This is a genomic window from Enterobacter sp. WPR_3_1, from assembly GCF_003635055.1.
GTDB lineage: Bacteria > Pseudomonadota > Gammaproteobacteria > Enterobacterales > Enterobacteriaceae > Enterobacter > Enterobacter ludwigii.
On sequence record NZ_RBXU01000011.1, the window covers coordinates 361732 to 375545 of the forward strand.

Here is a 13814-nt window from a genome sequence, read left to right on the forward strand (position 1 = left end):
CATATGATCTTATAAGCCGGACGTAGTGACAACCCTTAAAACGTCTCTGAAGAAAATAATGGGGGCAATTGCTGTAAAAAAAAGCGGCGGAGGAAAACCCCCGCCGCTTAAGGCATGACTCTACTCAGGAGCGATTACTTGCCTTTAATCTCATACAGTGGCGTCTGGCCCGCAACGACCTGACCTTTCGCCTGAATTACCAGGCCGCTGAAGTCGTCGATATTGCTGCAAACGACCGGGCTAATCATGGAGCGCGCGTTAGCGTTCAGGTAATCCAGATCCATTTCCAGAATCGGCTGACCTGCCACCACGTCGGCCCCCTCTTCCACCAGGCGAGTAAAGCCCTGACCGTTCAGCGCGACGGTATCGATACCCATATGGACAACGATCTCCGCGCCCTTTTCAGTTTCGAGGCAGAACGCATGGTTGGTGTTGAAGATTTTAACGATGGTCCCGGCAGCCGGTGACACCACGGTTTTGTCCGTTGGTTTCACCGCCACACCGTCACCGACAGCTTTGCTGGCAAACGCTTCGTCAGGCACCTGCTCAATCGCAACCACTTCACCGGTAATCGGTGAAACCAGCGCGGCAATGGTCGTTGCGTTAGGGACGGCCTGCGGTTTTGCCACCGGGGCTTCCGTCACTGGCGCGCTGTTCGCTGCAGAAGCCGCGATCGGTCCACGGGCAACCACTTTCTTCATTTCATCGCCAATCGATTCCGCTTTCGCACCCACGATAACCTGGATGGTCTGCTTGTTCAGTTTCACCACGCCGGATGCGCCAAGACGTTTACACATGGCATCGTTAACGCGCGCAGAATCCCCTACCGTCAGGCGCAGACGGGTAATACATGCATCGATAGCTTTCAGGTTATCCGTACCGCCTACTGCGGCAATATAATTGGTTGCCAGCTGGGTCAGCCCTTCTTCGGTATTGCTGTTAGCTTCGCCAGTAACGATGTCGTCTTTCGTATCTTCGCGGCCTGGTGTTTTCAGGTTAAACATACGAATGACTGCGGTGAACAGAACGAAGTAGATAACGAAGAACACCAGACCCATTGCGACCAGCATCCAGACGTTCTTGCTCGCCGCTGGCAGGTTGTACATCAACACGTAGTCGATCGCGCCGGCGGAGAAGGAGAAGCCCGCATGGATACCCAGCAGCGTTGCAACAAACAGGCTAATACCCGTCAGCACAGCGTGCATGAGGTACAGCAGCGGAGCCAGGAACATGAACAGGAATTCCAGCGGCTCAGTAACACCGGTCAGGAACGCGGTGATGGCAACTGACAGCAGCATCCCGCCAACCATTGGACGACGCGCTTTCGGTGCGGCCAGGTACATAGCCAACGCCGCGCCCGGCAGACCAAACATCATGATAGGGAAGAAGCCCGACATGAACATGCCCGCGGTGCCGTCACCTGCATAGAAGCGGTTGATATCCCCGTGGAATACCGCGCCCGCGGCGTTGGTAAACTCACCAATCTGGAACCAGGCAATGGTGTTCAGCACCTGATGCAGGCCGGTTGGGATCAACAGACGGTTGATGAAACCGAAGATACCCGCACCCACTGCGCCAGCGGAAACAATCCACTCACCGCCCGCATGGATAGCGTGCTGCACCGGTGGCCAGATGTAGCCAAAGATCGCGGCCAGAATCAGACAGAAGAAGCCTGTCGCAATCGGCACAAAACGTTTTCCGCCGAAGAAGCTCAGGAAGTCTGGCAGTTTGATCCCCGCCCAACGGTTATAAACAGCCCCGCCGACCAGACCGGTAATGATACCTGCCAGAACGCCCATGTTAATTTCTGGGTTTATCGTCACCATCGCTTTCGTCAGGATGAAGTAACCGACAGCCCCGGCCAGCGCCGCTGCACCCGCGCTGTCTTTTGACCAGCTGGATGCCACACCGATGGCGAAAATCAGCGCCAGATTGTCAAAAATCGCGCCACCCGCTTGCGCGATAAATGGCACATTAAGCAGATCGGGTTGCCCGAATCGCAGCAGCAGTGCTGCAACCGGTAGCACGGCGATAGGGAGCTGCAAAGCCCTACCGAGGCGCTGGAAAAAACCTAAAATATTCATCCTATTCCCCCTACGAGACCCTTATTAAGGCTCGTGCATAAACTATGTTTTTATTGTGTCGACAACGATAAATACAGTTGATGATTCACTGGCATTGTGAGTGTGTGAAAAATTAATTCGTATCGCAAATTAAACACGTATTTTTTGTGATTTTTGTCACCAAATATCGTTAATAACCCTCCCTTTCTCTGGCTAACAGTGAAAACTTATTTTATCATTCAAAAAATCAAGACGGATTGATCCGGCCTGAAAGGTTCCAGGTTACGCTTAGTTCAGGTTCCGATAGCCATCCGCCCACTCTTCTACTTTAACTCTTGAGGTGAACAATGAGACTGATTCCCCTGGCAACTGCTGAACAAGTCGGTAAATGGGCCGCCCGTCATATCGTTAACCGTATTAACGCGTTCAAACCCACCGCCGATCGTCCTTTCGTTCTCGGCCTTCCTACCGGCGGCACGCCGCTGACCGCGTATAAAGCCCTTGTTGAGATGCATAAAGCAGGCCAGGTTAGCTTCAAACATGTTGTGACCTTCAACATGGATGAGTATGTCGGCTTACCCAAGGATCATCCGGAAAGCTACCATAGCTTTATGCACCGTAATTTCTTTGATCACGTTGATATTCCGGCTGAAAACATTAACCTGCTGAATGGAAACGCGCCTGATATTGACGCAGAATGCCGTCAGTATGAAGAAAAAATCCGTTCCTACGGTAAAATCCACCTGTTCATGGGTGGCGTGGGCAACGATGGTCATATCGCGTTCAACGAACCGGCCTCTTCTCTGGCTTCCCGTACGCGTATTAAAACCCTGACCCATGACACGCGCGTGGCAAACTCCCGCTTCTTTGACGGTGATGTTAACCAGGTTCCAAAATACGCCCTGACCGTAGGCGTAGGCACCCTGCTGGATGCCGAAGAAGTGATGATTCTGGTTCTGGGCGGCGTGAAAGCGCAGGCGCTCCAGGCTGCCGTTGAAGGCAACGTTAACCACATGTGGACCATCAGCTGCCTGCAGCTGCATCCAAAATCAGTCATCGTGTGCGACGAACCGTCCACGATGGAGCTGAAAGTGAAAACGCTTAAATACTTCAACGAGTTAGAAGCTGAGAACATCAAAGGTCTGTAATTGAATAACCGCCTCTTCATCAAGAGGCGGCCGCTTTTTTTAACCGGGGGTCGTTATGTACGCTTTAACCCACGGTCGGATTTATACCGGCCATGATATTCTGGATGACCATGCGATTGTTATCGCCAATGGCCTGATTGAACGTGTTTGCCCACTGGCAGAGCTGCCGCCGGGGATTGAACAGCGCTCACTCAATGGAGCAGTAATCTCCCCCGGTTTCATCGACGTACAGCTGAACGGCTGCGGTGGTGTGCAATTTAATGATACCGCGGACGCGGTGACGGTCGACACGCTGGAAATCATGCAGAAAGCCAACGAGAAATCGGGCTGCACCAGCTATCTGCCAACCCTCATCACCAGCAGTGATGATCTCATGAAACAGGGTATCCGCGTGATGCGCGACTACCTGGCAAAACACCCTAATCAGGCGCTGGGTCTGCATCTTGAAGGACCGTGGCTGAACATCGTGAAAAAAGGGACGCATAACCCGGATTACGTGCGAAAACCTGACGCTGAGCTGGTCGACTACCTGTGTGCCAACGCCGATGTGATCACCAAAGTGACGCTGGCTCCTGAAATCGCGGGACCTGACGTTATCAGCAAACTGGCCGCCGCCGGGATTGTCGTTTCAGCGGGCCATTCAAACGCAACGCAAAAAGAAGCGAAAGCAGGATTCCGCGCCGGCATTACCTTTGCGACGCACCTGTACAACGCGATGCCGTATATCACCGGTCGTGAACCTGGGCTGGTCGGGGCGATTCTCGATGAGCAGGACGTTTACTGCGGCATTATTGCTGACGGCTTGCACGTTGATTACACCAACATTCGCAACGCCAAGCGCCTGAAAGGTGACAAACTCTGTCTGGTAACCGATGCCACCGCACCGGCAGGGGCAAATATTGAGCAGTTCATTTTTGCCGGTAAAACAATATACTACCGCAATGGACTGTGTGTTGATGAAAACGGTACGCTGAGTGGTTCCTCCCTGACGATGATTGAAGGGGTGCGTAACCTGGTTGAACATTGCGGGATTGCGCTTGATGAAGTCCTGCGTATGGCGACCCTTTATCCTGCGCGCGCGATGGGCGTAAATAAACAGCTTGGCGGAATTGCACCAGGTATGGTTGCAAACCTGACGGCATTCACACACGATTATAAAATTATCAAGACCATCGTTAATGGTAACGAGGTCGTCACTGAGTAAGTAAAAGTATGACACCAGGCGGACAAGCTCAAATCGGTAATGTCGATCTCGTTAAACAACTTAACAGCGCGGCGGTTTATCGTCTGATTGACCAACACGGGCCAATCTCGCGCATTCAGATAGCCGAACAAAGCCAGCTTGCTCCCGCCAGCGTGACAAAAATTACCCGTCAGCTCATTGAGCGCGGACTGATCAAAGAAGTCGATCAGCAGGCCTCCACCGGAGGCCGCCGCGCCATCTCCATTATTACCGAAACCCGCAATTTTCAGGCGATCGGCGTCCGTCTTGGTCGTCATGACACCACCCTTACGCTCTATGATCTGAGCAGCAAAGCCATCGCGGAAGAACACTACCCGCTTCCGGAGCGCACTCAGGAGACGCTGGAACACGCGCTGCTGAATACCATTGAACACTTTATCGAGAGCTGTCAGCGCAAAATCCGTGAACTGATTGCGATCTCGGTGATCCTGCCAGGCCTGGTAGACCCCGAAAGCGGCGTGATCCGTTATATGCCCCATATAAAGGTTGAGAACTGGGGGCTGGTAGATGCGCTGGAAAAACGCTTTAAAGTGACCTGTTTCGTGGGGCACGACATCCGCTCTCTGGCCCTGGCAGAGCACTACTTTGGTGCGAGCCAGGATTGTGAAGATTCGATTCTGGTGCGCGTACACCGCGGGACAGGGGCAGGCATCATCTCTAACGGGCGCATTTTTATTGGCCGCAACGGTAACGTCGGTGAGATTGGTCATATTCAGGTAGAGCCGCTTGGCGAACGCTGCCACTGCGGAAACTTTGGCTGTCTGGAGACGATTGCCGCCAACACGGCGATTGAACAGCGGGTGCGCCATCTGCTTGAACAGGGTTACCAGAGCCGCGTCACGCTGGACGATTGCAAGATAGGGACTATTTGCAAAGCCGCCAACAAAGGCGACGCGCTGGCCTGTGAAGTTATTGAGCAGGTGGGACGCCATCTGGGTAAAACCATCGCCATCGCCATCAACCTGTTTAACCCGCAAAAAGTGGTGATCGCCGGTGAGATTGTGGAGGCCGAGAAGGTCCTGCTGCCCGCCATTGAAGGCTGCATTAACACTCAGGCGCTGAAAGCCTTCCGCCAGAACCTTCCCGTCGTTCGTTCTAAGCTTGACCATCGCTCAGCGATAGGCGCATTTGCGCTGGTTAAACGCGCCATGCTCAACGGTATTCTGTTGCAACATTTGCTGGAAAGTTGATCGGGTCTTATAGTAACGCCTTCTTTTTTTGATGTCGGAATGTCCATGACCATTAAGAATGTAATTTGTGATATCGACGGCGTGCTGATGCACGACAACGTTGCTGTACCAGGTGCTGCGGAATTTCTTCACCGCATCATCGACAAAGGAATGCCTCTGGTTCTTCTCACGAACTACCCTTCTCAGACCGGTCAGGACCTGGCAAACCGCTTTGCCACAGCAGGCGTCAACGTGCCGGACAGCGTGTTTTATACCTCTGCCATGGCCACCGCTGATTTCCTCAAGCGCCAGGAAGGAAAAAAGGCCTACGTGGTGGGTGAAGGGGCGCTGATCCACGAGTTATATAAGGCAGGGTTTACCATCACAGATGTGAACCCGGACTTTGTGATCGTTGGCGAAACGCGCTCCTATAACTGGGAGATGATGCACAAAGCCTCCTACTTTGTTGCCAACGGTGCGCGTTTTATTGCCACCAACCCGGATACCCACGGCCGTGGTTTTTACCCTGCCTGCGGCGCGCTGTGTGCCGGTATCGAAAAGATCTCTGGCCGGAAACCGTTCTACGTGGGCAAGCCCAGCCCGTGGATCATCCGTGCCGCGCTGAACAAGATGCAGGCCCACTCTGAAGAAACGGTGATTGTCGGCGACAACCTGCGCACCGATATCCTGGCCGGATTCCAGGCGGGCCTGGAAACCATTCTGGTGCTTTCCGGTGTCTCCACGCTCGACGATATTGACGCCATGCCCTTCCGGCCGAGCTGGATTTATCCCTCCGTCGAAGAAATTGATATTATCTGATCCCAAACCACGCCTCAGCGCGTGGTTTTTTATTTTCACGCCCGATAAACAACCTCACATCTAACAAAACAGCCTATTTATTGCATAATCATCAATAAAAGCGTTCATGACGTACTCGTTTTTCACTATTCGGCAATCAGCATTGCACTATTTCCGTTTTATCCCGTAAAACCCTTGCGCGCCCTCCCCCTTTGCGGCATTTTCATAAGCAAGCAACATTACAAAGCAACAGGGTTAACGGAGAAGGTTATGTGTTCAATTTTTGGCGTACTGGATATTAAAACTGACGCAGGCGAACTGCGTAAAAAGGCACTCGAATTGTCCCGCCTGATGCGCCATCGCGGCCCGGACTGGTCCGGCGTTTACGCCAGCGATAAAGCCATCCTGGCACACGAACGTCTGTCCATTGTTGACGTCAACGCCGGCGCGCAGCCGCTGTATAACGAGAAAAAAACACACGCGCTGGCTGTCAACGGTGAAATCTATAACCATCAGGCGCTGCGCGCCGAGTACGGCGACCGTTACGCCTTCCAGACCGGTTCTGACTGTGAAGTGATCCTGGCGCTGTATCAGGAGAAAGGCCCGGAATTCCTCGATGATCTGCAGGGTATGTTTGCCTTCGCCCTGTACGACAGCGAAAAAGATGCCTATCTGATTGGCCGCGACCATATTGGTATTATCCCGCTGTATATGGGTCACGATGAACACGGCAACTTTTATGTCGCCTCAGAAATGAAAGCCCTGGTGCCGGTTTGCCGCACCATTAAAGAGTTCCCGGCAGGAAGTTACCTGTGGAGTAAAGACGGCGAGATCCGTCAGTACTATCAGCGCGACTGGTTCGACTATGATGCGGTTAAAGACAACGTGACTGATAAAGCCGAACTGCGTCAGGCGCTGGAAGATTCTGTTAAAAGCCACCTGATGTCAGATGTGCCTTACGGCGTACTGCTCTCCGGCGGGCTGGACTCGTCCGTGATCTCCGCGATCACCAAGAAATTCGCCGCGCGTCGTGTTGAAGATCAGGAACGTTCAGAAGCCTGGTGGCCGCAACTGCACTCCTTTGCTGTGGGCCTGGAAGGCGCACCGGATCTGAAAGCCGCGCAGGAAGTGGCAAACCATCTCGGTACCGTGCACCATGAGATCCACTTCACCGTGCAGGAAGGCCTGGATGCGATCCGCGATGTTATCTATCACATCGAAACCTACGATGTGACCACCATTCGCGCTTCCACACCGATGTACCTGATGTCGCGTAAGATCAAAGCGATGGGCATTAAGATGGTGCTCTCCGGTGAAGGATCTGACGAAGTGTTTGGCGGCTACCTCTATTTCCACAAAGCGCCGAATGCAAAAGAGCTGCACGAAGAGACAGTACGTAAACTGCAGGCGCTGCATATGTTTGACTGCGCACGCGCCAACAAAGCGATGTCTGCCTGGGGTGTGGAAGCCCGTGTTCCCTTCCTGGATAAGAAATTCCTCGACGTGGCAATGCGCATCAACCCGCAGGACAAAATGTGCGGCAACGGCAAAATGGAGAAACATATCCTGCGTGAATGTTTCGAATCCTACCTGCCGGCGAGCGTGGCATGGCGTCAGAAAGAGCAGTTCTCTGACGGTGTCGGATATAGCTGGATCGATACCCTGAAAGAGGTGGCGGCAAAACAGGTTTCCGATCAGCAACTGGAAACCGCGAGCTTCCGCTTCCCGTACAACACGCCAGGCTCCAAAGAAGCGTATCTGTACCGTGAAATCTTTGAAGAGTTGTTCCCGGTGCCGAGTGCGGCGGAGTGTGTTCCGGGCGGCCCGTCCGTTGCCTGTTCTTCGGCTAAAGCCATTGAATGGGATGAATCTTTTAAGTCAATGAACGATCCATCAGGACGTGCGGTAGGCGTACACCAGTCTGCCTATAAGTAATCGAAAAGCATCCAATCAGGCCCTGCGGGGCCTGATTTTTTTTGCCCCCTATTTCACTCCCCAAAAACGATAAATAACCAATAATTGCCGAATATTCGGTCACGCTGTTCGCAACCTAACCAAACAGTCACATTCCGGCTATTTTCGTTGAAAAAGGTGTTGACGCTGCAAGGGTCTATACGCATAATGCGCCCCGCAACGCCGATAAGGTAACGCGAAAAAAAGATGGCTACGTAGCTCAGTTGGTTAGAGCACATCACTCATAATGATGGGGTCACAGGTTCGAATCCCGTCGTAGCCACCATCTTTTTTGCGGGAGTGGCGAAATTGGTAGACGCACCAGATTTAGGTTCTGGCGCCGCAAGGTGTGCGAGTTCAAGTCTCGCCTCCCGCACCATTCCCAGGTAAGCGTTGCACGGATGGGGTATCGCCAAGCGGTAAGGCACCGGTTTTTGATACCGGCATTCCCTGGTTCGAATCCAGGTACCCCAGCCATATTTCTTCGATTTTGCGGTTCTCCGCGGTATTGGGGTATCGCCAAGCGGTAAGGCACCGGTTTTTGATACCGGCATTCCCTGGTTCGAATCCAGGTACCCCAGCCATCGAAGATTGCAGTACTGGCTACGTAGCTCAGTTGGTTAGAGCACATCACTCATAATGATGGGGTCACAGGTTCGAATCCCGTCGTAGCCACCAAATTAATCATCTGTCGAATGATTCGGTAGACGAGAAAAAATTGTTGGGGTATCGCCAAGCGGTAAGGCACCGGATTCTGATTCCGGCATTCCGAGGTTCGAATCCTCGTACCCCAGCCAATTTAAAAAGTCGTTAAGCACATTGTTTAACGCAATTGGGGTGTCGCCAAGCGGTAAGGCTCTGGTTTCTGATACCAGCATTCCGGGGTTCGAATCCCTGCACCCCAGCCACTTAGTAACAAAAAAGCCCGCTCTGCGGGCTTTTTTGTTTTTGTTGGATTATGTACCGCATCCGAAAGCCCTCTCCCGCAGGAAAAGGCCCCAGATTAAAGGCCTAATGCGTACTTCAGCGCCTGACGCTTCAGCCCACCGGCACGCTCCGCCGCCATCAAACCAATGTTACGCAGAATGCGCACCGGACCAAGATCGTTACTGAACCCGGCGTAAAACAGATCCATCCCCGACTGCATGATGAAGTTATCCGCCATACGTCGCGTCTGGTAACGTTTCAGTACCGGATGGCTGGCCCAGGCCTCCGCGTGAGCGCGCGCATTGCCCAGCACATCCAGTAAAGCCTCAACGTCACGGTATCCCAGGTTCACGCCCTGCCCCGCCAGCGGGTGAATGGTGTGTGCCGCATCCCCCACCAGCGCCAGCCCTGCACGGGCATACTGCAATGCATGGCGACGCGTAAGCGGAAACGCCCCGGCGGCAACCGGCATGACGTTGCCCAGACGGCGTGGGAAGTGCTGATGGATCTCTCGCTGCAGCTGCTCCATTGACAGCCCCTGCAACTGACGAATGCGCGCCGGTTTGTCATACCACACCAGCGACGCCCAGCGATCAAACAACGGTAAAAAGGCATGCGGGCCATTCGGGGTAAAGTGCTGCCAGGTGCTCTCACCCGCGTCATTCTCACACTGCACGGTGATCAGCATGCACGCCTGCTGGTACTGCCAGGCATGAATGCCAATTCCCGCCATTTGCCTGACCTGTGAGTTGGCACCATCCGCTCCGACAACCAGCCTCGTAGCCAGCTCATCACCCTTATCCAGCTCAAGCAAATACCCGCCTTCGTGGGGATGCAGTGCTTTAAGTGACGCCGGGACGCGCAGCGCCACTTTCGGATGCGCCTCCAGGGCCTGCCAGAGCGCCAGCTGGAGGACCGTATTTTCCACCATATAACCCAGGCGGGGCAGCTTCAGTTCAGCGGCATCAAACGCGACATGCGCATTCTCCCACTCCCAGGTTTCGAGACGGCTGTAAGGGTGCGCGCGCATCCCGAGCACGGCATCCCAGACGCCCAGCCCGCGCAGCAGATCGACAGAGGCGGCGCTGATAGCTGAAATTCGCACATCCGGCTTTGCCGTCGGGTCAAACGCAACAGGGGCAGCCTGCTCGATAACCGTCACCTCAAATCCCTGCTGCGCCAGCCCCAGCGCGAGTGCGCCGCCGACCATACCGCCGCCGACAACGGCAATTTCGGTTTGTTGGAGAGTCATGGTCAATTATCCTTAATGGTATATACCTTAAGTTTACCGGATTTTTTCGGTCTTGAGGTTGACAACCTTCATACTGGTCACAACCGCAGCAAAGCATTACAATACGCGCCCTGCATTCCTGAGCATGAGCAAGTCGATGACAAAAAAACTCCATATAAAAACCTGGGGCTGTCAGATGAACGAATACGATTCATCCAAGATGGCCGATCTGCTGGATGCCACGCACGGGTATCAACTGACTGACAACGCGAACGAAGCGGACGTGTTGCTGCTCAATACCTGTTCGATCCGTGAGAAGGCGCAGGAGAAGGTGTTCCATCAACTGGGCCGCTGGAAGCTTATCAAACGCAAAAGACCCGATGTGATCATTGGCGTGGGTGGCTGTGTGGCCTCGCAGGAAGGCAAACTGATCCGCCAGCGTGCTCACTATGTTGATATTATTTTTGGCCCGCAGACGCTGCACCGTCTGCCGGAGATGATCAACGCCGTTCGCGAGAATCGCCGCCCGGTGGTTGACGTAAGCTTCCCAGAAATCGAAAAATTTGACCGTCTGCCAGAACCACGCGCGGATGGTCCAACAGCCTACGTCTCCATTATGGAAGGCTGTAACAAGTACTGCACCTATTGTGTCGTACCGTATACCCGCGGCGAAGAAGTGAGCCGTCCGACCGACGACATTCTGTTTGAAGTGGCGCAACTGGCGGCACAGGGTGTGCGTGAAATTCACCTGCTGGGCCAGAACGTCAACGCCTGGCGCGGCGAGAACTACGACGGTACCACCGGCAGCTTTGCAGAACTGCTGCGCCTGGTGGCCGCGATCGACGGCATCGACCGCCTTCGCTTCACCACCAGCCACCCGATGGAATTTACCGATGACATCATTGATGTGTATCGCGATACGCCAGAGCTGGTGAGCTTCCTGCATCTGCCGATTCAGTGCGGTTCCGACCGCGTGCTGAACCTGATGGGACGTCCACATACGGTACTGGAGTACAAATCCATCATCCGCAAGCTGCGTGAAGCCCGTCCTGACATCCAGATTAGCTCCGACTTTATCGTTGGCTTCCCGGGCGAAACCACGGATGACTTTGAGCGCACGATGAAGCTTATTGGCGAAGTGAATTTTGACGTCAGCTACAGCTTTATCTTCTCAGCGCGTCCAGGTACTCCTGCGGCCGATATGGTCGACGATGTGCCGGAAGAAGAGAAAAAGCAGCGTCTGTATATTCTGCAGGAGCGTATCAACCAGCAGGCCAACGCCTGGAGCCGTCGTATGGTCGGCACCGTCCAGCGTATTCTGGTGGAAGGCACTTCCCGTAAGAGCATTATGGAGCTGTCAGGACGCACCGAAAATAACCGCGTCGTGAACTTTGAAGGCACGCCAGACATGGTCGGTAAATTTGTGGACGTGGAGATTGTCGACGTGCTGACCAACTCCCTGCGCGCGAAAGTGGTCCGTACCGAAGACGAAATGGGTCTGCGCATCGCACAGTCGCCGGAATCCGTCATGTCCCGCACCCGCAAAGAAAGCGACGCTGGCGTCGGTATTTACCAGCCATAACGCCATCCGGCCTGCCGTTTCGGCAGGCCTTGTATTTCCTCTCATCGCCCCCAATATCTTCCGCAACGCTTGCGCCTTTATTCTATGGCGTGAATAATTTCGGTAATGACCGTTTTATTACGCCAGGTGGCACCGGGTCAGTTAAACAATCAAAGAGGAACAGTTTGAACATAGATACGCGTGAAATTAGCCTTGAGCCAGCAGACAACGCTCGCCTGCTGAGCCTGTGCGGGCCGTTTGATGACAACATCAAACAACTGGAGCGACGTCTGGGTATCGAAATCAATCGTCGCGATAATCATTTCAAACTCACCGGACGCCCTCTCTGCGTCAACGCCGCTGCGGATATTCTGCGTAGCCTGTATGTGGATACCGCCCCAATGCGCGGTGAAATACAGGATATCGAGCCAGAACAGATCCACCTCGCGATCAAAGAGGCGCGCGTGCTTGAGCAAAGCGCAGAAAGTGTGCCGGACTATGGCAAGGCCATCAATATTAAGACCAAACGTGGCGTCATTAAGCCGCGTACGCCAAACCAGGCGCAGTACATCGCCAACATTCTCGACCATGACATCACCTTCGGCGTGGGTCCGGCGGGTACGGGTAAAACCTATCTGGCCGTTGCCGCGGCGGTTGATGCGCTCGAACGCCAGGAGATTCGTCGCATCCTGCTGACCCGTCCGGCGGTGGAAGCGGGTGAAAAACTGGGCTTCCTGCCAGGCGATCTGAGCCAGAAGGTTGACCCTTACCTTCGTCCGTTATACGACGCACTGTTCGAGATGCTCGGCTTTGAGAAAGTGGAGAAGCTGATTGAGCGTAACGTGATTGAAGTTGCCCCGCTCGCCTATATGCGCGGCCGTACGCTGAATGATGCATTCATTATTCTCGATGAAAGCCAGAACACCACCATCGAACAGATGAAAATGTTCCTGACACGTATCGGCTTTAACTCAAAAGCGGTCATTACCGGTGACGTCACGCAGATTGACCTGCCGCGCAGCACCAAGTCGGGTCTGCGCCATGCCATTGAAGTGCTGGCCGACGTCGACGAAATCAGCTTTAACTTCTTCCACAGCGAAGACGTGGTCCGTCACCCGGTTGTGGCGCGCATCGTTAACGCTTATGAAGCATGGGAAGAAGCAGATCAGAAGCGTAAGGCCGAACTGGCCGCAGAACGTAAGCGCGAAGCGCAGGAGCAAGAACAAAAATGAGTCAGGTGATCCTCGATTTACAACTGGCATGTGACGATAATTCCGGTTTGCCAGAAGAGGCGCAGTTTCAGACATGGCTGGATGCGGTTATCCCCCCGTTTCAGGAAGAATCAGAAGTCACGATTCGTCTGGTGGATGAAGCCGAAAGCCATGAGCTTAACCTGACCTACCGCGGGAAAGATAAGCCGACCAACGTGCTCTCTTTCCCCTTCGAAGCCCCACCGGGAATTGAGATGCCGCTGCTGGGCGATCTGATCATCTGCCGCCAGGTCGTGGAACAGGAAGCTAAAGAGCAGCAAAAACCGCTGGAAGCCCACTGGGCGCATATGGTGGTACACGGTAGCCTGCATCTGCTCGGCTACGACCATATTGAAGATGACGAAGCGGAAGAGATGGAGTCCCTCGAGACAGAGATAATGCTTGCTCTGGGCTATGAGGATCCGTACATTGCCGAGAAAGAATAGTCAGTCGACCGACTGACTAACATGC

10 protein-coding genes and 7 tRNA genes are annotated in these 13814 nt (G+C 53.9%); 15 read left to right on the top strand and 2 right to left on the bottom strand.

The window, feature by feature from the left end; all coding sequences use genetic code 11:
- Positions 1-134: 134 nt before the first annotated feature.
- Positions 135-2084: a PTS N-acetyl glucosamine transporter subunit IIABC gene (gene nagE, locus BJ887_RS15785; RefSeq protein WP_040016938.1), complete on the bottom strand. Its 1950-nt coding sequence runs from the start codon at positions 2082-2084 to the stop codon at positions 135-137.
- Positions 2085-2410: 326 nt separating this feature from the next.
- On the opposite strand from nagE, the gene nagB reads away from it, so the two are divergent.
- From nagB to BJ887_RS15850, 12 genes are all read left to right on the top strand, one after another.
- Positions 2411-3211 carry a glucosamine-6-phosphate deaminase gene (nagB, locus tag BJ887_RS15790; RefSeq protein WP_008501061.1) on the top strand — a complete coding sequence of 267 codons (801 nt, stop codon included), beginning with the start codon at positions 2411-2413 and terminating at the stop codon, positions 3209-3211.
- A gap of 55 nt (positions 3212-3266) precedes the next feature.
- Positions 3267-4415, top strand: coding sequence for an N-acetylglucosamine-6-phosphate deacetylase (nagA, locus tag BJ887_RS15795; protein ID WP_073395755.1), 1149 nt, complete (start codon positions 3267-3269; stop codon positions 4413-4415).
- Between the two features lie 8 nt (positions 4416-4423).
- Entirely contained in the window at positions 4424-5644 is a 1221-nt protein-coding gene (locus BJ887_RS15800; protein WP_014169139.1) for an N-acetylglucosamine repressor, read from the top strand.
- A 45-nt stretch (positions 5645-5689) separates the two neighbouring features.
- Positions 5690-6442, top strand: a complete 753-nt coding sequence (gene nagD, locus BJ887_RS15805; RefSeq protein ID WP_020884984.1) for a ribonucleotide monophosphatase NagD — start codon at positions 5690-5692, stop codon at positions 6440-6442.
- 249 nt (positions 6443-6691) lie between these two features.
- The gene (gene asnB, locus BJ887_RS15810) at positions 6692-8356 is read left to right on the top strand and encodes an asparagine synthase B (RefSeq protein WP_010428626.1); all 1665 of its coding nucleotides are present in this window, start codon (positions 6692-6694) and stop codon (positions 8354-8356) included.
- Between the two features lie 227 nt (positions 8357-8583).
- Positions 8584-8660 (top strand) — tRNA-Met (locus BJ887_RS15820).
- An 8-nt stretch (positions 8661-8668) separates the two neighbouring features.
- Positions 8669-8753, top strand: a tRNA-Leu gene (locus tag BJ887_RS15825).
- A 23-nt stretch (positions 8754-8776) separates the two neighbouring features.
- Positions 8777-8851 (top strand) — tRNA-Gln (locus tag BJ887_RS15830).
- A 32-nt stretch (positions 8852-8883) separates the two neighbouring features.
- Positions 8884-8958: transfer RNA gene (locus tag BJ887_RS15835), tRNA-Gln, on the top strand.
- A gap of 17 nt (positions 8959-8975) precedes the next feature.
- Positions 8976-9052, top strand: a tRNA-Met gene (locus BJ887_RS15840).
- Positions 9053-9096: 44 nt separating this feature from the next.
- A tRNA-Gln gene (locus BJ887_RS15845) sits at positions 9097-9171 on the top strand.
- A 36-nt stretch (positions 9172-9207) separates the two neighbouring features.
- Positions 9208-9282 (top strand) — tRNA-Gln (locus BJ887_RS15850).
- 95 nt (positions 9283-9377) lie between these two features.
- Here the strand turns inward: BJ887_RS15850 and ubiF are convergent.
- Positions 9378-10553 carry a 3-demethoxyubiquinol 3-hydroxylase gene (gene ubiF / locus BJ887_RS15855; protein ID WP_121340093.1) on the bottom strand — a complete coding sequence of 392 codons (1176 nt, stop codon included), beginning with the start codon at positions 10551-10553 and terminating at the stop codon, positions 9378-9380.
- 136 nt (positions 10554-10689) lie between these two features.
- On the opposite strand from ubiF, the gene miaB reads away from it, so the two are divergent.
- The 3 genes from miaB (at position 10690) to ybeY (ending at position 13789) form a co-directional block, all read left to right on the top strand.
- Complete coding sequence (gene miaB, locus BJ887_RS15860; protein WP_020884986.1) at positions 10690-12114, top strand: tRNA (N6-isopentenyl adenosine(37)-C2)-methylthiotransferase MiaB; 1425 nt, start codon at positions 10690-10692, stop codon at positions 12112-12114.
- A gap of 164 nt (positions 12115-12278) precedes the next feature.
- Entirely contained in the window at positions 12279-13325 is a 1047-nt protein-coding gene (locus BJ887_RS15865) for a PhoH family protein (protein ID WP_020884987.1), read from the top strand.
- A complete protein-coding gene (gene ybeY, locus BJ887_RS15870; protein ID WP_040016936.1) occupies positions 13322-13789 on the top strand; it encodes an rRNA maturation RNase YbeY in 468 nt (155 codons plus the stop codon). The genes BJ887_RS15865 and ybeY overlap by 4 nt, the downstream gene beginning before the upstream one ends.
- The last annotated feature ends 25 nt before the right edge of the window (positions 13790-13814 follow it).